The following is a 23,536-nucleotide window of genomic DNA, read 5'->3' as shown; positions in this document are numbered from 1 at the left end:
GCATAAATGGAGCCTGTTTTATGGAACAGGCTCCATTTTTTGTACCGCTCGGGTAAGATAGTCCGCATGAATACTTCAATTGACATTTCCCACATCCGCAACTTCTCAATCGTTGCGCACATCGACCATGGCAAGTCCACGATCAGCGATCGCATCCTCGAGCTCACCCATACCGTCGACGAACGCGACATGGAGTCGCAGCTGCTCGACACCATGGATATCGAGCGCGAGCGCGGCATCACGATCAAGTCCAATGCTGTTCGCGTTTCCTATGACGCCGACGATGGCGAGACGTATCAGTTCAACCTGATCGATACGCCGGGCCACGTGGACTTTACCTATGAGGTTTCGCGCTCGCTGGCAGCCTGTGAGGGCGCGGTGCTCGTTGTCGACGCCACGCAGGGCGTTGAGGCGCAGACCGTCTCTAACGCGACGCTCGCCATGAACGCCAATCTGGACATTGTGCCGGCCATCAACAAGATCGACCTGCCCTCGGCTCATCCCGACGAGGTTAAGACCGAGATCGAGGATGACCTGGCGATCCCTGCCGATGATGCCGTGTGTGTCTCGGGCAAGACCGGCGAGGGCATCCACGATCTGCTGGAGTCCATTGTCTTTTTGATCTCTCCGCCCAAGGGCGATGCGAACGCGCCGCTCAAGGCACTCATTCTGGATTCGTACTTCGACGAGTATCGTGGCGTCGTCGCCACGGTGCGCGTCTTTGACGGATCCATCAAAAAAGGCGATACCCTGCGCATGATGCAGGCAAAGGGCGACTTTTTGGTCGATGGCGTGGGCGTCAAGCGTCCCGCCGAGACCCCGGTCGACGCGCTGACGGTCGGCGAGGTCGGATACGTGGTCACGGGCCTGAAGGACCCCGAGGCCGTTCGCGTGGGCGATACCCTCACGTGGGCGTCGAATCCCTGCCCCGAGCCGCTTCCCGGTTACCGCGAGGCCAAGCCCATGGTCTATACGGGCCTGTTCCCGATCGATAACAAGGACTACGAGAACCTGCGTGATGCGCTCGATAAGCTGCACGTCAACGACCCGTCGTTGGTGTGGGAGCCCGAGACCTCGGTGGCGCTCGGCTTTGGCTTCCGCGTGGGCTTCCTGGGCCTGCTGCACATGGAAGTCGTCAAGGAGCGCCTGGAGCGCGAGTTCAACTTGGACCTCATTGCCACGAGCCCCTCGGTGGACTATCACGTCTACAAGACTGACGGCGAGATGATTGATGTCCGTAGCCCGCAGGATCTGCCCGAGGCTACGCGCATCGAGCGTATCGAGGAGCCCTACCTCAAGGCAAAGATCATCTGCCCGCCCGAGTATACGGGTGCCGTCATGCAGCTCGCTATCGAGCACCGCGGCATTACTACCGACATGATCCATCTCACGAGCAAGTCGGTCGAGATGCGCTTTGATATGCCGCTTGCCGAGCTCATCTTGGACTTCTTTGACCAGCTCAAGAGCCGTACCAAGGGCTATGCCTCGCTCGACTACGAGTTCAACGAGTATCGTCCCTCCGAGCTCGTCAAGCTCGATATCTTGCTTTCGGGCGGCGAGGTGGACGCGCTGTCGTTTATCGTCCACAAGGACAAGGCCTACGGTCTTGCCCGCGGCCTATGCGACAAGCTCAAGGAGATTATTCCTCGTCAGCTGTTCGAGGTGCCCATCCAGGGTGCTATCGGCAACAAGATCATTGCCCGTTCCACCGTCAAAGCGCGTCGCAAGGACGTTCTTGCAAAGTGCTACGGCGGCGATATCTCGCGTAAGCGCAAACTGCTCGAGAAGCAGAAAGAGGGCAAGAAGCGCATGAAGGCCATCGGCTCAGTCGAGGTCCCGCAGGAGGCCTTTATGGCGATCCTCAAGGTGGACGAGTAGGTCTATGGCGCTTTCTGAATACAGCAAGCGGCTGCTGGGTGCTTATGCCGAGCAGCCGTTCCTTATGGCTCCTATGGCGGGCGTGACCGACCCCGCCTATCGCATCATGTGCCGCCGCCGCGGTGCCAACCTTGCCTACAGCGAGATGGTGAGCGTTGCAGGCCTTGCCTATGCCAGCAACAAGACGTGGCGCCTGGTGTTGCCGGCCGACGAGGAGCAGCAGATTTGCGTGCAGCTCTTTGGTTCCAAGCCCGATCAGTTTGCGAGTGCCGTCGCCGCCGTCGAGGAGCGTGTGGGCGATCGCCTGTCGCTCATCGATATCAACATGGCCTGTCCTGCCCGCAAGGTTGTCACCAAGGGCGAGGGCTCTGCCCTTATGCGCACGCCCGATTTGGCCGAGAAGATCGTCGAGGCCACGGTGGGCGCGGCGCACGTGCCCGTGACCGTAAAGATCCGCAAGGGCTTTTACGCCGAGGACCGTAATGCCGCGACGTTTGCCCAGATGCTCGAAGGCGCCGGTGCCGCCGCGGTGGCGGTGCATGGTCGTTGCGCCACGCAGCTCTACACAGGGCAGGCCGATTGGTCGGTCGTCGATGAGGTGGCCGACGCCGTCGAGATTCCCGTGATCGGTTCGGGCGATGTGTTCTGCGCCGAGGATGCCGCGGAGCATCTGCGCAGCTCGGGTGCCAGCGCGGTGTTTATCGCGCGCGGCATCTACGGCAATCCGTGGGTGTTCGGTGATGCTCGCGCCCTTGCGCTCGATGGCACGCCGGTGCCGGCGCGCAGCTCCGTCGAGCGCTTAGACGCCCTGCGTGAGCACCTAACGCTGACACATGAGCTCCTGCCGCTCATGTCGCGTGCCCGTACGTACGCAAGCTGGTACTTAAAAGGCATGCCCCATGCCGCCGCTTGGCGTGCCCATGTGGTGCGCTGCTCCACGTATGAGGAGTTCATGGCGCTGGTCGATGAGATCGAGCGCGATGTGGTGGCCTGCGAGGCTGCCCTTGCCGCCGGCGAATTGGTGCCCCCTCATCCGCTGGAGGCTTAAGGGTGGCCGTTACCGCGCTGTACGTGCACGTGCCGTTTTGCGCTCAAAAATGCCGCTATTGCGACTTTGACTCGAGCAGTTTTGCTCCGTGCGACCTGAGCGCTGCGCTCGATTCCTATTTTGAGCAGTTGTACGCGCGCCTCGATGCTTTTGGCAAGGCTGGGGCCCTCGACCAGATCCGCACCGTCTATGTTGGCGGCGGTACGCCGTCGCTGGCGGGGGAGCGCCTGGTGGAGCTGGCGCGGCGTATTCGTGCGTGGTGCGCCCCCGTTGAGTTTACCTGCGAGGCCAATCCCGAGTCGCTGACCGCCGAGCTTGCCACTGCACTTGTCAAGGTTGGTGTCACACGCGTCTCTCTGGGCGTGCAAACGCTCGATAACACCGAACTTACTGCCATCGGCCGTATTCACGATGCCGATCGGGCGCTCGCTGCCATCGCGACGGTCAAGAACGCTGGGCTTGACGTGTCGTGCGACCTTATGTGCGGACTTCCCGGGCAGACCGCAGTGAGTTGGAAGCGCACGCTCGATGGCGTGCTGGCGGCGGCTCCGCATCATGTGTCGGTCTACCCGCTCACGCTTGAGGAGGGGACGCCCCTTTATCGCATGGCGTGCCGCGATGAGTCGCTCGAGCCCGACGAGGATTTTCAAGCTTCGTGCATGGATGTGGCGCGTGAGCGTCTGGGTGCGGCCGGCTATCATCCCTATGAGGTGGCAAGCTATGCGCTCGACGGCCATGAGTGCGCCCATAACATTGCCTACTGGACCGGACGGGGCTACCTGGGCCTGGGTCGTTCCGCCGCGGGCATGCTCGACGCCGAGGATTTCGACCGTCTTGTAGGTTTGTTCCCCGGCGTGTCTTCTCGAGGCGATTCGTACCGCGTGCGTCTGGTGCAACGTGACGATGTCGCGACGGCGTTCGAGGCCGAATATCTGTCGCAGCGCGAGGCTGCGGCCGAAGACCTGATGCTTGCTTGTCGCATGACGCGCGGTGTCGCGTCCGACCTTTTGGTTCGCGCGGCTCGTGTCATCCCGGCCGATGAGCTGGCAGCTGCCTGCGATCGCGCGCTCGAATTGGGTCTTGCCACTTGGGTGCCCGAGACGCTCGGGGTCCATGAGGGACCTTTCACTTCGGCAGATGTCGTCGCGGGCTATGTTCGAGCTCGTCTGGCGCCGACACACTTGGGCTGGCTCGATGGAAATGTTCTGTTCGAGCTGTTTTGGGATCTAGCTTAGGCCGCTCGGGTAGAATTACCGGAATATATACGCTGCTGTGAGCAGGAGGTTGCCGCGCATGGCGACGATGAACGAAAAAGATTATTACGAGATTCTGGGTGTCTCCAAGGACGCCACCTCGCGTGATATTCAAAAGGCCTTTCAGCAAAAGGCCCGCAAGCTCCATCCGGACGTCAACAAAGAGCCGGATGCCGAGGAAAAGTTTAAAGAGGTTTCCGAGGCCTACGCCGTGCTTTCGGATGAGCAAAAACGTGCGCGCTACGACGCCATGCGCTCGGGCAATCCCTTTGCCGGTGCTCCTACGGCTTCGCCCTATGGTGGCGGCTACGCCGGCAACACAGGCTATGGCAATCCCTTTGAGGGCGGCTTTCCCTTTGGTGGCGCCTGGGGCCAGCAGCGTCGCGGCCAGGCTGCCTACAATCCCGAGAACGGCGCCAATGTGGTCGTCGATATCAAACTTGACGCCAAGGAGGCCAAGGGCGGTGCCCGCAAGACCGTCCGCTACACGCGTTTCGATACATGCGGACATTGCGGCGGCTCGGGTTCTGTCTCCTCCGAGCATGCCCATACCTGCCCGAGCTGCGGCGGCCGCGGCCACATCGACGTCGACCTGTCCTTCCTGTTTGGTGCGGGCACGTTTCAGTCAGTCTGCCCCGAGTGCGGCGGTTCCGGTAAGGTCGTCGCCGACCCCTGCCCCGATTGCGGCGGCAGCGGGCGGACCCGTGTGACCTCCGAGCAGACAATTGAGTTTCCTGCCGGCACGCACGATGGCGACGAGGTCCGCATTAGCGGCATGGGGCATGCTGGCACCAACGGTGCCGCGGGCGGCGACCTGGTCGGCCGCGCCCATGTTGAAGCCGAGCGCTTGGAAGGCAAAGCTCGTACCGGTTTTTACCTGATGGGCATCGTGGCGCCGTTTTTGGTGCTGTCGGCCATTTCGGGCGTGTTCTCGGCCTTTGCCGTGATGTGCTTTATTCCGTTTACCATGGGCCTGTTTATGGTGCTTTCGGACGGTGTGCTTCATCGTAGTCTGCTGTGGTGGAAGCGCGGTGCGATGCAGTTTGCCAACGGTTTTGCCAACGGCTTCATGTTCGCGCTCGTGTCGGTTTGGTTCGCGAGCTGCTCGCAACGTGCCATGCTTTCGCCCTACGCAATGCAATAACATCAAACCCTCTGTTTGCGGTCGGCCCAGCTTGGGTATAGGACGCACTGTGACAATAATGAAAGTCGGAAGGATTCGGTCGTGTCGGAAAATAGGGATTACTACGAGGTGCTTGGCGTCGACAAGGATGCCGACGCGCGGACGATTAAGCGTGCGTTTCTAAAGAAGGCCCGTACCGTACATCCGGATGTTTCGGACGACCCCGAGGCCGAGGCCAAGTTCAAGGAGCTCAACGAGGCCTATTCCGTTCTTTCCGATGAGCAGAAGCGTGCTAACTACGACCGTTACGGCACTGCTGACGGCCCTGGTGGTTCGGGTTACGTCGATATCAACGATATCTTTGGTGGCATGGGCATGGACGACTTGTTCTCGTCGTTCTTTGGCGGCGGTGCCGGCGGTGGCGCCCGCAGCCGTCGTGAGCGTCGTCGCGGACGTGACATGGCCATCTCGCTTTCGGTGACCCTTGAGGAGGCGGCGCTCGGCTGCAAAAAGACGATCAGTTATGACCGCCTTGCTCCTTGCGAGGACTGTAATGGCACCGGTAGGGCAGAGGGCGCACAGGAAAAGCAGTGCGGCCGCTGCCACGGTACGGGCTATGTCACGACGGTTCAGCGTTCGTTCCTGGGCCAGGTTCAGTCTTCCTCGCCTTGCCCCGACTGCCATGGCGAGGGTACGGTTATCGACCATCCCTGCGAGACCTGCGACGGTCAGGGCCGCACGCCTTCGCACGAAAAGATCGACATCGATATTCCCGCCGGCGTTTTGACCGGTCGCCAGCTGCGCGTGAGCGGCTTTGGCGAGGCCGGCCTTCGCGGCGAGCCCTCGGGCGACCTGATTGTCAACGTGCGTGTTGCCGACCATGAGCGCTTTAAGCGCAACGGTGACGACCTGTACCTGGTGAGCGATATCTCGATTGCGCAGGCTGCGCTCGGCTGCGAGATCGAGGTCGAGGGCATTATGCCCGACGAGGTCGTTAAGGTGACGGTTCCCGCCGGCGCCCAGTACGGCGACACCGTGAGCGTCAATAATTACGGCATGCCGCGCATTGGCGGTGGCGGTTCGCGTGGCCGCCTGGTCGTGCAACTGCGCGTGGTCGTTCCCACCAATCTCTCCAATAAGCAGCGCGAGCTGCTCCGTGCTTTTGCCGATGAGATGGGCGATGACGTCGCTTCTGGTAAGAAGTCGGTGACCGACCGTATCAAGAGTGCCCTCGACGATATCCTCGATTAAGGAGCCCGCGTGCTCGCACCCCATATTTCCGTCGTCAACCTCGGCTGCCGTGTCAACCGGGTTGAGTCTGACCGTATCACTGCCGATCTTATGCGCCTGGGCTTTGCTATTGTGGATCCCCAGGATGCCGATCTGATCGTCATTAACACCTGTGCCGTTACGGGCGAGGCCGAGGCCAAGACCCGTAAGGCCGTCCGTCATGCGCTGGCCCATCCTAACGAGCCCTATGTGCTCGTGACCGGTTGCGTGGTCAATTTACATCCCGAGGAGCTGCTGGAGCTCTCCGATCGCGTGATCGCCGAGCCGTCCAAGATTGACGTCGCCGAGCGCGTCTGCGAGGTGCTGGGTGTCGAATCCGATAGCGTTCCCGCCTGCAGCGATGGCGAGGTGGTCGATGCGCTCGGTCGCTCTCGCCTGGGCGTGAAGATTCAGGACGGCTGCAACCATCGCTGCACCTATTGCATTGTGTGGAAGGCACGCGGCCCCGAGCGCTCCGTGCCCGTCGAGTCCGTGCTCGAGCAAGTTCGCGAGGCCCAGGAGGCCGGCGTGCCCGAGGTGGTGCTGACCGGTGTGAACCTGGGTGCCTACGATGGCAAGAGCGCGACCGATGAGCATGTCGAAATCGATGAGCTGCTCGAGGCCATCATGGAGCGCACGTCTATTCCGCATGTGCGCATTTCCTCGGTCGAGCCCATGGATATCTCCGAGCGCCTGCTTAAGGTTATGGCGCGCTACCCGCAGCGTATCGCCCCGTTTTTGCACCTGCCCGTGCAGTCCGGCTGCACGGCGACCCTGCATCGCATGGGCCGTCCCTATAGCGCCGAGGCCTTTGAGGACACGGTGCGTATGATTCGCGCCAACTTGCCCCAGGCGTCCCTTTCGTGCGATGTCATCGTCGGTTTTCCTGGTGAGACGGACGAGGAGTTCGAGGAGTCGCTGGCGCTGTGCCGCCGTGTGGGTTTCTCGCGTATGCACGTGTTCCGCTACAGCAAGCGTCCCGGTACCCTTGCTGCCGACATGCCCGACCAGGTTCCGCCCGAGGTTACGGCCGAGCGCAGCCGCCGTATGCGGGCCGCTGCACAGGAGCTCGCTATTGCCGACGCTCGCCGTCGCGTGGGCACGGTCGAGCGTGCCGTGCTCGAGTATGGTGACAACCTGACGCTCGGCTCGTTCCATCATGCCCGTCTTGACGATACCTGTGGACTTACAGCCCCGTGCCTGCTCGATGTTGCTATCATCGGAGTCGATGATTCCGGCTTGGTCCATGCACGCAGGGAGGTTCATGGAAGCCTCGAAGATTAGACTTACCGTTCCCGAGGGAATTGATCCCTCGCGCGTTTTGGGCGCCGGCGACGGCGTCCTTCGTGCGCTTGAGAGCTTGGTTCGCGCCCATGTGGTCGCCCGTGGCGATAGCATCTCCGTGAGCGGCGACCCGGACGAGGTCGAACTCGTGGCGCGCTTTTTCGAGCACGCTTTTCGCGAGGCGGCCGCCGGGCGCACGCTGTCTGCCGACGATGTCTCTCGCTGCCTGGCCGTCTTGCGCGACGGTGAGCACGAGGCTACGTCGCTTCGCGATGACGTGCTGCTTTCGTATCGCGGCCGCGTCATTCGCCCCAAGACGCTCGGGCAAAAGCGCTATGTGGATGCCATCCGCTCGCATACCATCACGTTTGGCTTGGGTCCTGCCGGTACCGGTAAGACCTATCTGGCTATGGCGCTCGCCGTTGCCGCGCTCAAGCGTCACGAGGTGGGCCGTCTGATCTTGACGCGTCCGGTTGTCGAGGCGGGGGAGAATCTGGGCTTTTTGCCCGGCACCCTCGAGGAAAAGATCGATCCCTACATGCGTCCGCTCTACGACGCCCTTTTTGACATGATGGATCGCGAGCGCACCGATGAGCTTATGGAGCGTGGCGTGATCGAGATCGCCCCGCTTGCCTACATGCGCGGCCGCACGCTGAGTGATGCCTTCGTGGTGCTCGACGAGGCGCAAAATACCACGCCCGAGCAGATGAAGATGTTCCTGACACGCCTTGGGTTCAACTCCAAGTTCGTGATTACCGGCGACCTGAGCCAGCGCGACCTGGTGGGTCGTCGTGGCGGTCTTGCTGACGTTGAGCAGATTTTGGGCCGTGTCGACGATGTCGCATTTTCTCACCTCGAGCGTGCCGACGTGGTGCGCCATGCCCTGGTGGGTCGTATCGTCGAGGCATATGAAGCTTATGATGACGTGCGCGAGCAGCGCCCGCGCGACCGAAAGGAGTCCCGTTGAGTGTATTGATCAGCAACGATGCCGAGCTCGATACGCTGCTCGACGCGCAGGAGGTGGAGCACATCTGCGAGGTTGTGCTTGCCGCCGAGGGCGTTGAGCGTGAAGTCGAGATTTCCCTTTCGTATGTCGACGAGGACGAGATGCACGAGCTCAACCACGAGTGGCGCGGTATCGACCGCACCACCGATGTGCTCTCGTTTGAGTGCGATTCGGCCTTTGACGATGACATTCCCGCCGATGAGACGCTCGAGCTCGGCGATATCATCTTGGCCCCGGAGGTCATTGCCCGTCAGGCCCCCGGTTTTGGCAATAGCCCCGCTGACGAGTGTCGTCTGATGCTCGTACACGGCATGCTGCACCTGCTGGGCTATGACCATATCGAGGACGACGAGGCCGAGGTCATGGAGGCCCGCGAGGACGCCATCCTGCGCGATCTGGCGCTCGAGCGCGGCGAGGACCCCAAGCTAGTCCACGTCGGCCCCATCACCAACCACGCCCACGACTAGGAGCCGTCTATGATTCCCGGATCGAACAAGGACCATCCGTCCTTCTTAAAGTCGTTTTCCTACGCCATGGAGGGCTTCGTCACCGCCGTCAAGACCGAGCGCAACATTAAGGTCATGCTCGTGGCGGGCGTGTGCACCGTCATTGCCGGCTGCATCGTGGGCCTCGACATTGCCGAGTGGGCCACGATTATCATCTGTTGTGGCCTGGTGATTCACGGCGAGCTGTGCAACACCGCTATGGAGGCTATCGTCGACCTAGCGACCCAGGAGCTCCATCCGCTGGCCAAGCGTGCGAAGGACATCGCCGCCGCCTCTGTTTACATTCTTTCCATTACCGCCGCGATTGTGGGCGTGCTGGTATTTGCCCACGCGCTCGGCTTTATTTAGAAAGGGATTCCCATGTCCGACAATATGCAGCCTACCGATGAGATCCTGGACGACGAGACTTTGGACGCGGTGGATACCGAGGGGCTCGAGGATGTCGAGGAGTTCGACCCGTTTGAGGGCATGAGCGATGAGGAGCTCGACGCCCTGTGCGACGAGGACGACGGTCCTATGGGCTTTGGCGACGTTGAGCCTGGTTTCCGCAGCGGCTTCGTGGCCCTGGTCGGACGCCCCAACGCAGGCAAATCCACATTGCTTAATGCCTGCTATGGCAAAAAGGTCGCCATCACCTCGCCGGTGGCTCAGACGACCCGTCGCCGCATGCGCGCCGTCGTCAACCGTCCCGGCTACCAGCTGGTCTTTGTCGATACCCCGGGTATTCATAAGCCCAAGGACGGTCTGGGATCCGAGCTCAACAAGAGCGCGCTGTTCGAGTTGAACGATGTCGATGTCGTCGCGTTTTTGATTGATGCCACCAAGCCGATCGGCAGGGGAGACGCTTGGGTTGCCGAACGCGTCAAGAACGCTCGTTCCAAAAAGGTCCTGGTGCTCACCAAGGCCGATGAGGCCGATCCCGCCCAGGTTATGGAACAGCTCAAGGCCGCCCACGAGCTCATGGAATATGACGACGAGATCGTGACGTCGTCGGTCAAGAACTTCAACGTCGATGCCTTTATCGATACCGTTGCGCACTTTTTGCCCGAGGGTCCGCGTTGGTTCCCCGAGGACATGGGTACCGACGCTTCCGACGAGACCCTTGTGGCCGAGTTTGTGCGCGAGAAGGTTCTGCGCCGCACCCGTGACGAGATCCCGCACTCCGTGGGCGTGATCTGCGATGCGCTCGAGCAGACCAAGAAGGTGCTGCGCGTGCATGCCACCATTTACGTTGAGCGTGAGGGCCAGAAGGGCATCATCATCGGCAAGGGCGGCGAGATGATCAAGCATATCGGTATCGACGCCCGTCGCGATCTTGAGCGCATCTTTGGCACCCAGGTCTTTTTGGAGCTGGACGTGAAGGTCAAAGCCGGCTGGCGCGACGACGAAGCACAGATTCGCCGCTTTGGCTACAACGCCGAGGACTAAGGGCGCGCAGCGCTCATGGCAGGCTCACGGACATATCGCACAAAGGTACTCGTCCTCGATAAGACCAAGCTCAAAGAGACCGACCTGATCCTGACGATGCTTGACGAGCGGGGTCGGCAGGTTCGTGCCGTGGCAAAGGGTGCGCGTAAGCCCGGCGGGCGGTTGGCGGCACGCTGCGAGCTGTTCTGTACCGTCGATATGCTGCTCGCACATGGACGGTCGCTCGACGTGGTTTCTCAGGCCGAGCTTATGGAAGCGCCGCTCGGCGCCGCGCCCGATTACGAGACGACTTGCGCCGCAAGCGCGATTGCCGAGGTCGCGCGCGTGTGCTCGTTCGAGGACGCCGAGGACCCGTTTACCTTTGCCATCACGCAGCGGGCGCTCACGCTTGTCGGCAGCGGGCTCGACTCGGCGCATATGGACCTGCTCGTGGCGGCCTTTGTCTTTAAACTGCTGTCGCACGTTGGCTATCGCCCCGATTTTTCGGCCTGCGTGCTGTGCGGAGACCCCATGTTGTCGTATTTTTCGCCCCAGGCGGGCGGTCTCATGTGCGGGTCGTGCGCTTCGAGCGTTCCGGGTGCCGAGCTGGTGTCGACCGGTGAGGTCGCTTGGCTGCGCGCCCTCATGTCCATGACCTTCGATGCACTCATGGCCGAGAGGATCGACCCCCATACCGCAGCCTTTTTGCTCGGGCTTTCGCATGTCTGGGCGGCAACACATACCGATCAGCGGCTCCGTGCGATGGAATTCATGTTGGGTCGGTGATGATGCGCAGGCACAGGCTGCTTGTGGTAACATACCGACCTGTTGGTACCTCGACCTTGGTTGCTCGCTCCACCGGCGGCTTCCCAGTCCGAGGCGAATTGAGTCGCCCGCGGGCGACGTAAAACGAAAGGTGAAACAATGACTGTTTCCAAAGAGCGCAAGGCGGAGCTGACTGCCCAGTTCGGTAACACCCCGGTTGACACCGGCAACCCCAAGGTTCAGGTCGCCATCCTGTCTGAGCGCATCAAGGAGCTGACCGAGCACATGAAGTCCCACCAGAAGGACTTCCACACCCGTCGTGGTCTGCTCATGCTCGTCGGCCGTCGTCGTCGTCTTCTCTCCTACATCAAGAAGAACGACATCGTCGAGTACCGTGAGCTCATCAAGGCTCTGGGCATTCGCGACAACATCCAGTAAGGATTTGTACATGCTAAGAGCGTCCTGCGCAGCGGGGCGCTCTTTTTGTGTAAGGGCGTGAACAATCACGCTCTGAAGCGTGGCGGGGGCAGGGGGCTCGCGTCACATGAGAAGCCCGCAGACAAGGGGTCTGCGGGGTAAAGGAGAACAATGACACTCGTATCCAAGACCTTTGAGCTGTACGGCAAGACCTACACCTTTGAGTCGGGCGAGCTTGCCAAGCAGGCCACCGGCGCGTGCCTGGTCAAGCAGGGCGACACCACGATGCTCGACACCGTGGTCGTCTCCAAGGAGCGCAAGAACTACGACTTCTTCCCGCTGACCGTCGACTTCAACGAGAAGATGTACGCCGCCGGCCGCATCCCGGGTGGTTACCTCAAGCGCGAAGGCCGTCCCAGCGAGAAGGCCACGCTCACCGCGCGCATGATCGACCGCCCGATCCGCCCGAGCTTCCCGGACGGCTTCCGTAACGAGGTGCACATCGTCGCTACCTCACTCGTCGCTGACCAGGTCAACCCCTTCGACGTCATCAACGTCATGGGCGCCTCCTTGGCCATGACGCTCGGCGGCGTGCCCTTCGAGGGCCCGCTTGCCTGCGTGCGCATCGGCCGCAACGTGGAGACCGGCGAGTTTATCGTCAACCCCACCTATGAGGAGCGCGAGAACTCCGATCTGGACCTGGAGCTGGGCGGCTCTGCCGACTTCATCTCGATGGTCGAGGCCGGCGCCGAGGAGATCTCCGAGGACGACATGCTCGCCGCTATGAAGTTTGGCCAGGAGGCCCTTGCTGCCTTCTGTCAGGCTCAGGACGAGTTCGTCGCCGAGTGGGAGCAGGTCAACGGCGCCATCGTCAAGAAGGAGTACCCGCTCGACCAGCCCGTCGAGGAGGTCCAGGAGCGCATCTTCGCCCACTACGACGAGATGGCAGCCGCCCTTCGCGACGCCGACAAGCTCTCCCGTATCGGTAAGGTCGAGGCTCTGAAGGAGTCCATCCGTGCCGAGTTCACCGAGGAGGAGCAGGCCGCTTGGGAGCGCGAGATCCCCGTGGCGCTCAAGAAGCTCGAGAAGAAGGCCATGCGCACCATGGTCGTCGAGACCGGCGAGCGCGTCGACGGCCGTGCCGCCGACGAGATCCGCCCCATCATGGTGAAGGACAACTACCTGCCGCTCGTTCACGGCTCCGGCCTGTTCCAGCGTGGCCAGACCCAGGTGCTTTCCGTCCTGTCGCTCGGCATGCTCAACGAGGGCCAGCGTCTGGATACCATCGAGCCCACCGAGGGCAAGCGCTACATGCACCACTACAACTTCCCGCCGTTCTGCACCGGCGAGACCGGCCGCATGGGCAGCCCCAAGCGCCGCGAGATCGGTCACGGCAATCTGGCCGAGCGCGCTCTGCTTCCGGTGCTTCCCGACGAGAACGAGTTCCCCTACGCCATCCGCGTCGTCTCCGAGGTCATGGAGTCCAACGGCTCCTCTTCGATGGCTTCGACCTGCGGCTCCACGCTCGCCCTTATGGACGGCGGCGTGCCCATTAAGCGCCCGGTCTCCGGTATCGCCATGGGCCTGATCCAGGAGGAGGGCAAGACCGTGGTCCTGTCCGACATCCAGGGTCTCGAGGACTTCCTGGGCGACATGGACTTTAAGGTCACCGGCACCACCGAGGGCATCACCGCCCTGCAGATGGACAACAAGGCCACCGGCCTTACCTTCGACATCTTGGCCCGCGCCCTGCAGCAGGCCAAGGAGGGTCGCGCCTTCATCCTGCAGAAGATGCTCGATGTGATCCCCGAGCCGCGCCACACCACGCGCAGCACCGCTCCGCGTATCGTCTCCATCCAGGTTCCGACTGATAAGATTCGCGACGTCATCGGTTCCGGCGGTAAGGTCATCCGCGGCATCCAGGACGAGACCGGCGCTTCGGTCGACATCCAGGAGGACGGCACCGTCTTTGTCGGCGGCACCGGCGAGTCCGTCGACCAGGCCGTCGAGCGTATCAAGCTCATCATCAAGGTTCCCGAGCCGGGCGAGGAGTACACCGGTCGCGTGGTCTCCATCCAGCCCTTTGGCGCCTTCGTCAACCTGTTGCCCGGCAAGGACGGCCTGCTGCACATCTCCCGCGTCGCCAAGGGCCGCGTGGAGAAGGTCGAGGATGTCCTCAACGTGGGCGACGAGGTCAAGGTGGTTGTCATCGAGGTCGACGATCGCGGCAAGATCTCGCTCGATCGTCTTGACAAGCCCGAGGCCCCTGCTCGTGCCGAGGGTGCCTCCGAAGGCGACGGCGAGCACTTCCAGCGCCGTGAGCGTCCGCGTCGCGAGCGCTCCGAGCGCAGCGATCGTCCGCGCCGTCCCGGTGACAACGGAGGCCGCAAGCCCCGCCGTCACCACGACGCCGAGTAACAGCTACACATAAGCAGCTCAACAAGGGCGACTCCGCAATGGGGTCGCCCTTTTGCTTGCGCCCGGGAGGGACGCATATGAAGTTTCCTGCTCTACAGTCCTGCGCAAGACGGAAAGCACATTAAGTGCTTTCCTTTGCGTGCGGAACTCGCGATAAACTTCATATGCGTCCCTCCCGGGCGCAAGCAAAAGGGCTGGTTAATGCCGCTCGCTATTTAGTTAGACAGTCTATTCAGTAGTCAGATTACAGATCTGTAGATAGCCGCAGCAGCATCTTCCCAGATAAAACCGACCAAAATAAACCTGTCTCTATTTGGCAGGTTTCCCGTGGGGCGGGCACTGATGAAGTTTATCGCGAGTTCCGCACGAACAGGAGGCCACTTAATGTGGCCTCCGTCGTGAGCAGGACTGTAGAGCAGGAAACTTCATCAGTGCCCGCCCCACGGGAAACCGGCGGGATGGACCAGTTCAGATGGGGCTTTGATGCATGGGTGGTCTGTTGGTGGGCAAATGGGTATCATACTGTGGTTACTGCGTCGACTCTATGATGCATGTTTGTACGTTCCCGGCGGTCGGTTTGCCAGAAGCGCCCCGCCGGTTGTTCCAGACCCGTTTCGAAGAAAGGAAACCACACTAACCTATGGCAGCTAAAAAATCATCTCCCTTGAAGATCATTCCGCTCGGTGGCCTTGACGGCATCGGCAAGAACATGACGGTCTTCGAGTGCGGCGACGACATGGTGCTCGTCGACGCCGGTCTCATGTTCCCGGATGACTCCCAGCCCGGTATCGACCTGGTGCTTCCTGACTACACCTATGTCCTGGAGAACGAGGAGAAGCTCCGCGGTATCGTCGTCACCCACGGCCACGAGGACCACACCGGTTCGCTTCCGTATCTGCTGCAGGACCTCAACAATAAGGTGCCCATCTTCTCGAGCAAGCTGACGCTTGGCTTTATCGAAGGCAAGCTTTCCGAGTTCCGCATCCGCGCACCCAAGTTCCGCGAGGTCAAGGGCGGCAGCCATGTCAACCTCGGCGGCATCTCACTCGACTTCTTCTCGATGACGCACTCCATCCCCGGCGCTCTGGGCGTGTTCATTCGCACCAACCAGGGCACCGTTATGCACACGGGCGACTTTAAGCTTGACCAGACGCCCATCGATGGTGTCACGCCCGACTATGCCGCTATCAGCCGCTTTGCCAAGCAGGGCATCGACCTGCTGCTTTCCGACTCTACCAACGCCACGGTTCCCGGCTTTACCAAGTCCGAGGCCGAGGTCGGTCCCAACTTGCTGCACGCCATCAAGAACGCCCCGGGTCGCGTGTTCGTCGCGTCGTTCTCGAGTCACATTCATCGTTTGCAGCAGATCTGCGATGCTGCCCGCAAGTGCGGCCGTAAGGTCGTTGTGACCGGTCGCTCCATGCTCACTAACACCCGCGTGGCGCGCGAGCTGGGCTACCTCAACATCGACGACGCCGATATTATCGATGCCTTCGATATCGATAACCTGCCCGACGACAAGATCGTCGTCATGTGCACCGGTTCGCAGGGCGAGCCGCTGTCGGCCCTGTCCCGTATGGCCAACGGCGAGCACAAGACGCTTTCCATCCACGAGGGCGATACCGTCATCCTCTCGGCAACTCCCGTTCCCGGCAACGAGAAAGCCGTTCAGCAGGTCGTCAACAGCTTGGCCAAGCTCGGCTGCGACGTGTGGGATAAGAACCGTGCTCTTGTCCACGTCTCGGGTCACGGCAGCCAGGAGGAGCTTAAGCTCCTGATGGCCATGGCCAAGCCCACGTACTTTATGCCGGTTCACGGTGAGGCCGTGCATCTGCGCGCCCATGCTCAGCTGGCCCGCAAGATGGGCATCAAGGATGATCACATCTTTATCCTCGATAACGGCGACACGCTCGAGATGCGCGGCGGTATCGTCAAGCGCGGTACGCCCGTCGAGTCCGGCGTCGTCTACGTCGACGGCCTTCGTATCGGCGATACCGACCCCATCGTCTTGCGCGATCGTCAGAAGCTCGCCAATGACGGTATGGTTACCGCTGTTGCCATCGTCTCGCTTAAACACAAGAAGATCGAGGCCATCGAGTTCTCGGGCCGCGGCGTCTCGTTTGCCATCGACGACCAGTTCTCTGAGGATGCCTCCGCGTCTATCATGAAGACGATCGAGAAGGGCAAGTTCAGCTTTACGAGCAGCGGTTCCGATGCTATTCGTAAGGCCGTGCGCGATTCGCTCTCTAACTTTATCTGGAGCCGTACGCGCACCCGTCCGATGATCATCCCGGTCGTCATGGAGGTTTAGTTTGGCGCGTGGATCTGCACAAAACGCCAAAGGCAATAAGGCCAATAATCAACCGGCATCTGCTAAGGGTGCCGGTTCCCATCTGCGTGCCAATAAGGGCCACGAGGCGGACTTCGACGATTTTGAGCCTTTGGTTGAGCCCTCGGCCAACCGTGATATCGCCGGCGTGGTCATCGCCGTTTTGGCGATTGCGTCCTTCATTGCCGTGATTTCGCCGGCGACCGCACCTGTTACGGCTGCGGTTGCCGGTTTCTACCACCTGGGCTTTGGTCTGGGCGCCTACGTGCTGCCGATCGTCATTTTGCTGTTTGCCGCCACGCTCTTTTTAGGCGAGGACTCGCCGCTCAACGTACGCTCTGTTGCGGGCGGCGCCGTGGTCTTTATCGCCGTCGTCTCCATTCTTTCGCTGATGGTGCCGGGTACGAGTGTTTCTTGTGACCTTATGTTCACGCCGCAAAATTTGTCCGCCTCGGGTGGCTACATCGGTGCGTTTATTGCGAGTGCGCTGCAGAATGCCCTGGGTAAGCCTATCGCGATGGTAGTCCTGTTGGGCTTTGTCGTCGTGGGCTTGGTCATCATCGGCTTTTCGGTTGGCGGCGTTTTGCGCTCTGCTCGCGACCGTGCGGCCGATTTTGTCGAGCGCCGTCGTGCCGATGTCAACGCCAGCCCGTGGGGTGACGACGAAGCCCTGTCGGTGCCCGGCGTTGCCCGTCCGCACCTGAGCATTCTTCGTCAAAAGGGCTCCGATGCTGCCGTGACCACGGTCATGGGCAACGATGTGGACCCGGTTTTGGACGATGACGACGAGGACGAGAATCCGTTTGTCGACGTGTCCGAGTCGGTTGAGGCTGAGCGCGCTAAGACGACGCTGCTGCCGCGCCGCCATGCCAAGAAGGGCAAGGCTGCGCCTAAGCTCAATACAAGCGAGCCCGACCCGTCTTGGTCCGATAGCGAGATTGAGCTCACCGAGGGCGATGACGAGGATGACGAGGCTCCGATTGAGACCGCAAAGACAACTTTGCTGCCGCGCCGCCATGCAAAGCGCGACCAGGTAACCGGTCAGCTTTCGATGGAAGACGACCCCGATAAGATCGACGAGTCCGAGCCGCCGTTTGCCGTGAATCCTGTCTCGGCAGCACCTCAGATCCCCGACTTCTTGAAGCATCCCAAGGTTGCCGATGCGTCTGCCTCGAGTGCTGTCGAATCGGCTGCGGCTAGCGATGGGGGAGCGGACGGCGGCGCCGCAGATAACGAGGGCGAAGAAGAGGACGGCCTCAAGCTTCCGCCGCTCGAGATCCTGCATGCCAACCCGCAGTCGGCGTCCTCCGCGTCTTCGGACAAGGAGCTGGAACAGACTGCCGAGTCACTGCAATCCACCTTGCTTGAGTTTGGCCGCAGTGCCCGCGTGGTCGGCTGGATCGCCGGCCCCACGGTTACGACCTTTAAGCTTCAGCCCGGCGAGGGCGAGCGCGTGAGTAAGATTTCGAGCCTCGAGGACGATATCGCGCTTTCGCTCGCTGCCCAGTCGGTGCGTATCTTTGCCCCGATCCCCGGCACCTCGCTCGTGGGCATCGAGATTCCCAACCGCAAGCGCCAGAACGTCAACCTGGGCGACGTGCTGCCCTATGTGAAGGGCGGTCCGCTCGAGCTCGCCATCGGCCGCGACGCCGAGGGCACGCCGGTCGTCGCCGACCTTGCCAAGATGCCCCACCTGTTGATTGCCGGTACCACGGGTTCCGGCAAGTCGGTCATGATCAACTCCATCATCACGACCCTGCTCATGCGCGCCCTTCCCGAGGACGTTCGCCTGATCATGGTCGACCCCAAGCGCGTCGAGCTTGCGGGCTATAACGGTCTGCCGCATCTTTACGTGCCTGTAGTGACCGAGCCCAAGCAGGCCGCGAGCGCTCTGCAATGGGCCGTGTCCGAGATGGAGCGTCGCCTGAAGGTCTTCGAGCGCCTTAACGTTCGTAAGATTTCGACCTATAACGAAAAGCAGGCCGCCGGCGAGTTTGAGCATTACGACAACCCGCCGCAAAAGATGCCCTACTTGGTCATCATCATTGACGAGCTCTCGGACCTGATGATGGTCGCCGGTAAGGATGTCGAGGCCTCGATCGTGCGTATTGCTCAGCTGGGCCGTGCCGCCGGTATCCACCTTATCGTGGCCACGCAGCGCCCGAGCTCCAACGTGGTGACGGGCCTCATTAAGGCCAACATCACCAACCGTATCGCCTTTAACGTTGCCACGGGCATCGACTCGCGCGTCATCATCGACCAGATGGGTGCCGAAAAGCTCACCGGTTTGGGCGACATGCTGTTCTCCAAGGTCGACTGGGGCAAGCCTCGCCGTATCCAGGGCTGCTTTGTCTCGGACGACGAAATCAACGAGATTGTCGAGTTCGTCAAGTCGCAGAGCGAGCCCGACTACCACGAGGAGATCCTGTCTGCCGTGGCGCCCGCTTCCATGTCCATGGCGGGTGGCGGCGGCATTGTCCGCACCGGAGTCGCCGAGCCGCAAGACGATGATCCGCTCATTTGGGAAGCCGCCCATATTGTGGTGGAATCGCAGCTTGGCTCCACATCTGGCCTGCAACGTCGTCTGAAGGTTGGCTATGCGCGTGCCGGGCGTATTATGGACATGCTGGAAGAAAAGGGTGTCGTCGGCCCGCCCGACGGTTCTAAGCCGCGCGAGGTCCTGTTGGACGAGGAGGGGCTTGCCGCGCTGGAGTCTGTCGACGCCGAGATGGCACGTGAAGATCGTGAGTTTGGAGGATTCTGATGGCTGCACGCTTTGGTGACATGCTGCTCGAGCAGCGTCGCCGAATGGGCCTTTCCATTCAGCAGGTCGCCAACACCATCAAAATCAGGCCGCAGATCATCGAGTTTTTCGAGACCGGTAACTTTGCTTCGATGCCGCCGCGCGGCTATGCGCAGGGCATGATTTCGAGCTATGCTCGCTTTTTGGGCCTCAATCCGCGCGAGGTCGTCAATGCCTACTTTGACGACCTGATGGCATACGAACGTGAGACGTCGCAGCAGGGCGGTCGTTTTCAGGACGCCGCCGGCTACGTCAATTCACGTTCCTCGGTCGATAACGGGCGCTTCCTGATGGTTCAGGGCGGTCGTTCGACCCGCTATGGACAGCGTCCTCAGCAGGCCGGTTATATTACCGAGACGGGTTCAGGCGAGGAGATTCGCTCACAGCGTGACCGGTTCCGCAGTACGCCGATGCCCGAGGACCGTGCACTTCCCGCTGCCCGCGGCGTGGCGCGTGACCCTCGTGCCGGCTACGGCGACGGCGGCTATTCTGATCGCGGTTACCGTGGTGTCTCCACCGGACGCTCTCGCGGTGGCTATGCGGATGCCGATACCACGCAGGTGACGCCGCGTCTTCGCTCTCAATCACAGCCGTATGGCCAGCGCTCTTCGGCTCCGCGTTCGGGCCAGCGTGGCTATCAAGGCCGCGGTGAACTTGCGCCCCGCTCGGGTCAGCGCAGCCTTCAGGGCCAGGGTGGCTATCGCGGCCGTTCCGATAGCAATCGTGGTCGTATGCCTCAGGGAGGCGGCCGCAACAGTTCCAGTCGTGGACGCGGCGGATCACGTGCTCCTCAAAACAACGGGCTCGATCCGCGTATCGTCTACGCCGGCATCGGTGCCGTGGCGTTGCTGTTGATTGTGCTCATCGTGGTGCTTCTGCGCGGCTGCGCATCTTCGGCGCCCGAGACCACGCCCGAGACGCCCACTGCCACCAAGACGACGACTAAGAAGTCTTCTAAGAAGACCGAAACGGTCGACGAGGATGAAGACACCGATGAGGCGACGGATGAGTCGACTGATTCGGACGCCACCAAGACGACGGCCAAGAAGGAAGAGAACGAGGTCACGAAGGTCAAGGTCTCCGTTGCCAAGGGAAAGACCGCGTGGATTGAGGTCAAGGTCGACGGAAAGTCGGTCTATGGCGCCCAGGCGACTGGCCCCTTTGAGCAGGAGTACACGCCCGAGTCCTCGATCGAGATCACCACGTCCAAGCCTTCCGATGTCACCGTTACCAAGAACGGCGAAAAGGTCCGTTACGATACCAAGACCTCGGGCGTGGCGCGTGTGACGATCACCGTTCCCAAGAAGGAGACGACTGATTCCGAGAATGGTGAAAGTTCTGATGGTACCGACACCACCGATGGTACCGACACCACCGACGGCACCGATGCCCAGTCCACGGATGGCGCCGATACCGCATCTGACGGTCAGACGCCCACCGATTCTACCGACTATTCGTACGATAGCTACTAAGCCGCTCGTACGCGAAAGGAAACATCATGGCTAAAGATTCCAGCTTCGACGTCGTGTCCGAGGTCAACATGCAAGAGGTCGACAACGCCTTCCAGCAGACCACGCGCGAGATTTCCCAGCGCTATGACCTTAAGGATTCCGGCGCCACGATCGAGCTTTCGAAGGGCGACAAGCTCTTTACGATCAACGCCCCGGCCGACTTTGTCTCCAAACAGATTATCGACGTGTTGAGCTCCAAGCTCATCAAGCGCGGCATCGACCTCAAGGCTGTCTCGTGGGATGCTCCGCAGGCGGCGTCGGGCGGCACCGTGCGCGTGCTCGGCCATATCGTCGAGGGTATCGACCAGGCGACCGCCAAGAAGATCAACAAGGACATCAAGGACCAAAAGCTCAAGGTCAAGGTGACCATCGAGGCAGATAAGCTGCGTGTTTCCTCTGCTTCGAAGGACGCGTTGCAGACCGTGATCCAGTTCCTGCGCGACCAGGACTACGGCCAGCCGCTGCAGTTCACCAACTACCGCTAATATCAATCGAAAGGACCGCTCTCCAACATGGATACACCTTTGGGCTCCGTGCTCTACATCACCCTCGGGTGCGCTAAGAACGAGGTTGACACCGACCGTATGCGTTCTCTTTTGACCGCCGCGGGCTACGAGGAGGCATTCGACCCGCAGGATGCCGATATCGCTATCGTCAATACTTGCTCGTTCCTCGCCTCCGCAACGTCCGAGAGCATCGAGACCACGCTCGAACTCGCCAACGAGGTTCAGGACGGTGTTCGTTCTTGCCCCATCGTTATGTGCGGTTGCGTGCCGTCGCGCTATGGCGATGACCTGCCTGACGAGTTGCCCGAGGTCGCTGCCTTTGTGAAGGCCGACGAGGAGGACGGCATCGTGGCGGTCATCGATGGCGTGCTGGGCGTCGAGCGCGAGATTGCTGCCTATATCCCGCAGGTCAAACGTACCGTCGAGGGTGCTGTCGCCTACGTCAAGATTTCCGATGGCTGCAACCGCTTCTGCAGCTTCTGCATGATCCCCTATATTCGCGGTCGCTATCATTCGCGCAATGCCGAGAGCATCATCTCCGAGGTGCGCGACCTGGTTGCCGGCGGTGTGCGCGAGATCGTGCTGATCGGCCAGGACACGGGCATCTGGGGTACCGACTTTGCCGACGAGGACGTCGCCGATGGCTCGCCGCGCAATCTGGCGCAGCTGCTGCGTGCCGTCGCCGAGGCCGTGCGCCCGCACAACGTCTGGGTCCGCGTGCTCTATCTGCAGCCTGAGGGCATGACTGACGAACTCATCGAGACGATTCGCGATACGCCCGAGGTGCTGCCCTATATCGATATCCCCGTGCAGCACTGCGACGCGCGCATTCTCAAGGCCATGCGTCGCTCCGGTTCGCGCCAGGAGCTCGAGGATCTGTTCCGCGACCTTCGCGAGCGCATCCCCGGCATCGTGATTCGTTCCACGGCCATGGTCGGCTTCCCGACCGAGACCGACGACGAGTTCCGCGACCTTATCGACTTTATGGACACCGTCGGCTTTGACTACACGAGCGTCTTTGCATACTCGCAGGAGGAGGGCAGCCTGGCCGCTAAGATGGAGGGTCAGGTCGATGAGGAGGTTAAGCTCGAGCGCGCCCAGGAGGCCATGGACCTGGCCGAGTCGCTCGGCTTTGCCGCCACCGCCGCCCATGTGGGCGAGCGCGCCCAGGTGATCGTCGACGGTATCGAAGAGACCGAGGACGGCGCCGAGCTGATCGGCCATGCCTGGTTCCAGGCGCCCGATTCCGATGGAGCGGTGCATCTGGACGCCAGCGAGGCGTCCGTGGGCGATATTCTGACTGTCGAGTTTACCGATAGCTTCTGCTATGAGCTTATCGGTCATGTTGTGGAGTAGGAGAGCGTCGTGGCAAACGAGAGCAATAAGGAACTGACGAGTGTCTGGACGCCCGCCAACATCGTGACGTGCGTTCGCATCGTCTTTATCCCGGTGTTCATGATCGTGTCGGCGCTTTCTCACACGAGTGTTGCCGGTACGGATTGGAGCACCTTCGACGGCCCGCTCGCCGCCGCTGCCTTCATTCTGTATGTGATCCTGTCGTTCACCGATAAGGTCGACGGTTATCTGGCGCGTTCGCGCAATGAGATCACCGACTTCGGTAAATTCTTGGACCCCATCGCCGATAAGCTGCTCGTGTTCTCGGCCCTGCTGCTGTTCTTGGATTTTGGCGCGGTGACCGTGTGGTCGGTGTTCATTATCCTGTTCCGTGAGCTTCTGGTGAGCGCCCTTCGCATGGTCGCGAGTGCGGCGGGTGTGGTCGTTGCGGCCGATAAGCTCGGCAAGTACAAGACGGCAACCACGATGGTCTCCATCTGCGGTTACCTGTGCGTTTTTGCTATGGCCGGCTTGCACCTTGGCCCGGTGGCGCTGACGCTCGGCATCTACTCGGTGTCGCGCTTCTTGTACGCCGTTGCCGTTGTCCTGACCGTTATCTCGGGCGCCCAGTACTTCTGGAACTGCCGCAAGATCGTCTTTTCGGTCTAGGTCCTGGTG

Annotated in this window: 19 protein-coding genes; all 19 read left to right on the top strand. The window is 61.2% G+C overall.

The window, feature by feature from the left end; genetic code table 11:
* Positions 1-66: 66 nt before the first annotated feature.
* The 19 genes from lepA (at position 67) to pgsA (ending at position 23,527) form a co-directional block, all read left to right on the top strand.
* Complete coding sequence (gene lepA, locus JMJ97_RS04370; protein WP_260699301.1) at positions 67-1,878, top strand: translation elongation factor 4; 1,812 nt, start codon at positions 67-69, stop codon at positions 1,876-1,878.
* 4 nt (positions 1,879-1,882) lie between these two features.
* Positions 1,883-2,926 (top strand): tRNA dihydrouridine synthase DusB, encoded by a 1,044-nt coding sequence (dusB, locus tag JMJ97_RS04365; protein ID WP_260699300.1) that lies wholly within the window; start codon positions 1,883-1,885, stop codon positions 2,924-2,926.
* 2 nt (positions 2,927-2,928) lie between these two features.
* Entirely contained in the window at positions 2,929-4,161 is a 1,233-nt protein-coding gene (gene hemW, locus JMJ97_RS04360; RefSeq protein WP_260699299.1) for a radical SAM family heme chaperone HemW, read from the top strand.
* A 58-nt stretch (positions 4,162-4,219) separates the two neighbouring features.
* Positions 4,220-5,323 carry a DnaJ domain-containing protein gene (locus JMJ97_RS04355; RefSeq protein WP_260699298.1) on the top strand — a complete coding sequence of 368 codons (1,104 nt, stop codon included), beginning with the start codon at positions 4,220-4,222 and terminating at the stop codon, positions 5,321-5,323.
* An 81-nt stretch (positions 5,324-5,404) separates the two neighbouring features.
* Positions 5,405-6,553 carry a molecular chaperone DnaJ gene (gene dnaJ / locus JMJ97_RS04350; RefSeq protein ID WP_260699297.1) on the top strand — a complete coding sequence of 383 codons (1,149 nt, stop codon included), beginning with the start codon at positions 5,405-5,407 and terminating at the stop codon, positions 6,551-6,553.
* 9 nt (positions 6,554-6,562) lie between these two features.
* Positions 6,563-7,855 (top strand): MiaB/RimO family radical SAM methylthiotransferase, encoded by a 1,293-nt coding sequence (locus JMJ97_RS04345; protein ID WP_260699296.1) that lies wholly within the window; start codon positions 6,563-6,565, stop codon positions 7,853-7,855.
* A complete protein-coding gene (locus JMJ97_RS04340; protein WP_260699295.1) occupies positions 7,836-8,822 on the top strand; it encodes a PhoH family protein in 987 nt (328 codons plus the stop codon). The genes JMJ97_RS04345 and JMJ97_RS04340 overlap by 20 nt, the downstream gene beginning before the upstream one ends.
* Positions 8,819-9,328 carry an rRNA maturation RNase YbeY gene (gene ybeY / locus JMJ97_RS04335; protein WP_260699294.1) on the top strand — a complete coding sequence of 170 codons (510 nt, stop codon included), beginning with the start codon at positions 8,819-8,821 and terminating at the stop codon, positions 9,326-9,328. Before JMJ97_RS04340 ends, ybeY begins: the two co-directional genes overlap by 4 nt.
* Positions 9,329-9,337: 9 nt before the next feature.
* A complete protein-coding gene (locus JMJ97_RS04330) occupies positions 9,338-9,715 on the top strand; it encodes a diacylglycerol kinase family protein (protein WP_035138512.1) in 378 nt (125 codons plus the stop codon).
* A 12-nt stretch (positions 9,716-9,727) separates the two neighbouring features.
* The gene (gene era / locus JMJ97_RS04325) at positions 9,728-10,795 is read left to right on the top strand and encodes a GTPase Era (protein WP_260699293.1); all 1,068 of its coding nucleotides are present in this window, start codon (positions 9,728-9,730) and stop codon (positions 10,793-10,795) included.
* A 15-nt stretch (positions 10,796-10,810) separates the two neighbouring features.
* Complete coding sequence (gene recO / locus JMJ97_RS04320; protein WP_260699292.1) at positions 10,811-11,560, top strand: DNA repair protein RecO; 750 nt, start codon at positions 10,811-10,813, stop codon at positions 11,558-11,560.
* 138 nt (positions 11,561-11,698) lie between these two features.
* Entirely contained in the window at positions 11,699-11,977 is a 279-nt protein-coding gene (gene rpsO, locus JMJ97_RS04315; RefSeq protein ID WP_035138510.1) for a 30S ribosomal protein S15, read from the top strand.
* A gap of 150 nt (positions 11,978-12,127) precedes the next feature.
* Positions 12,128-14,374, top strand: coding sequence for a polyribonucleotide nucleotidyltransferase (locus tag JMJ97_RS04310; RefSeq protein WP_117639884.1), 2,247 nt, complete (start codon positions 12,128-12,130; stop codon positions 14,372-14,374).
* Positions 14,375-15,014: 640 nt separating this feature from the next.
* Positions 15,015-16,685, top strand: coding sequence for a ribonuclease J (locus tag JMJ97_RS04305; protein ID WP_006235967.1), 1,671 nt, complete (start codon positions 15,015-15,017; stop codon positions 16,683-16,685).
* 1 nt (position 16,686) lies between these two features.
* On the top strand, positions 16,687-19,467 hold the full coding sequence (locus JMJ97_RS04300) for an FtsK/SpoIIIE family DNA translocase (protein WP_260699291.1): 2,781 nt from the start codon (positions 16,687-16,689) through the stop codon (positions 19,465-19,467).
* A complete protein-coding gene (locus tag JMJ97_RS04295; protein WP_260699290.1) occupies positions 19,467-20,978 on the top strand; it encodes a RodZ domain-containing protein in 1,512 nt (503 codons plus the stop codon). Before JMJ97_RS04300 ends, JMJ97_RS04295 begins: the two co-directional genes overlap by 1 nt.
* 26 nt (positions 20,979-21,004) lie before the next feature.
* A complete protein-coding gene (locus JMJ97_RS04290; protein WP_022094699.1) occupies positions 21,005-21,502 on the top strand; it encodes a YajQ family cyclic di-GMP-binding protein in 498 nt (165 codons plus the stop codon).
* Between the two features lie 27 nt (positions 21,503-21,529).
* A complete protein-coding gene (gene rimO, locus JMJ97_RS04285) occupies positions 21,530-22,879 on the top strand; it encodes a 30S ribosomal protein S12 methylthiotransferase RimO (RefSeq protein ID WP_022094698.1) in 1,350 nt (449 codons plus the stop codon).
* Between the two features lie 99 nt (positions 22,880-22,978).
* Positions 22,979-23,527 (top strand): CDP-diacylglycerol--glycerol-3-phosphate 3-phosphatidyltransferase, encoded by a 549-nt coding sequence (pgsA, locus tag JMJ97_RS04280; protein ID WP_422110716.1) that lies wholly within the window; start codon positions 22,979-22,981, stop codon positions 23,525-23,527.
* Positions 23,528-23,536: the final 9 nt, after the last annotated feature.

The sequence above is a fragment of the Collinsella aerofaciens genome, from assembly GCF_025289055.1.
Lineage (GTDB): Bacteria > Actinomycetota > Coriobacteriia > Coriobacteriales > Coriobacteriaceae > Collinsella.
Note: the sequence above shows the minus strand (reverse complement) of the source record. Positions and strands in the feature narration are given on the sequence as shown.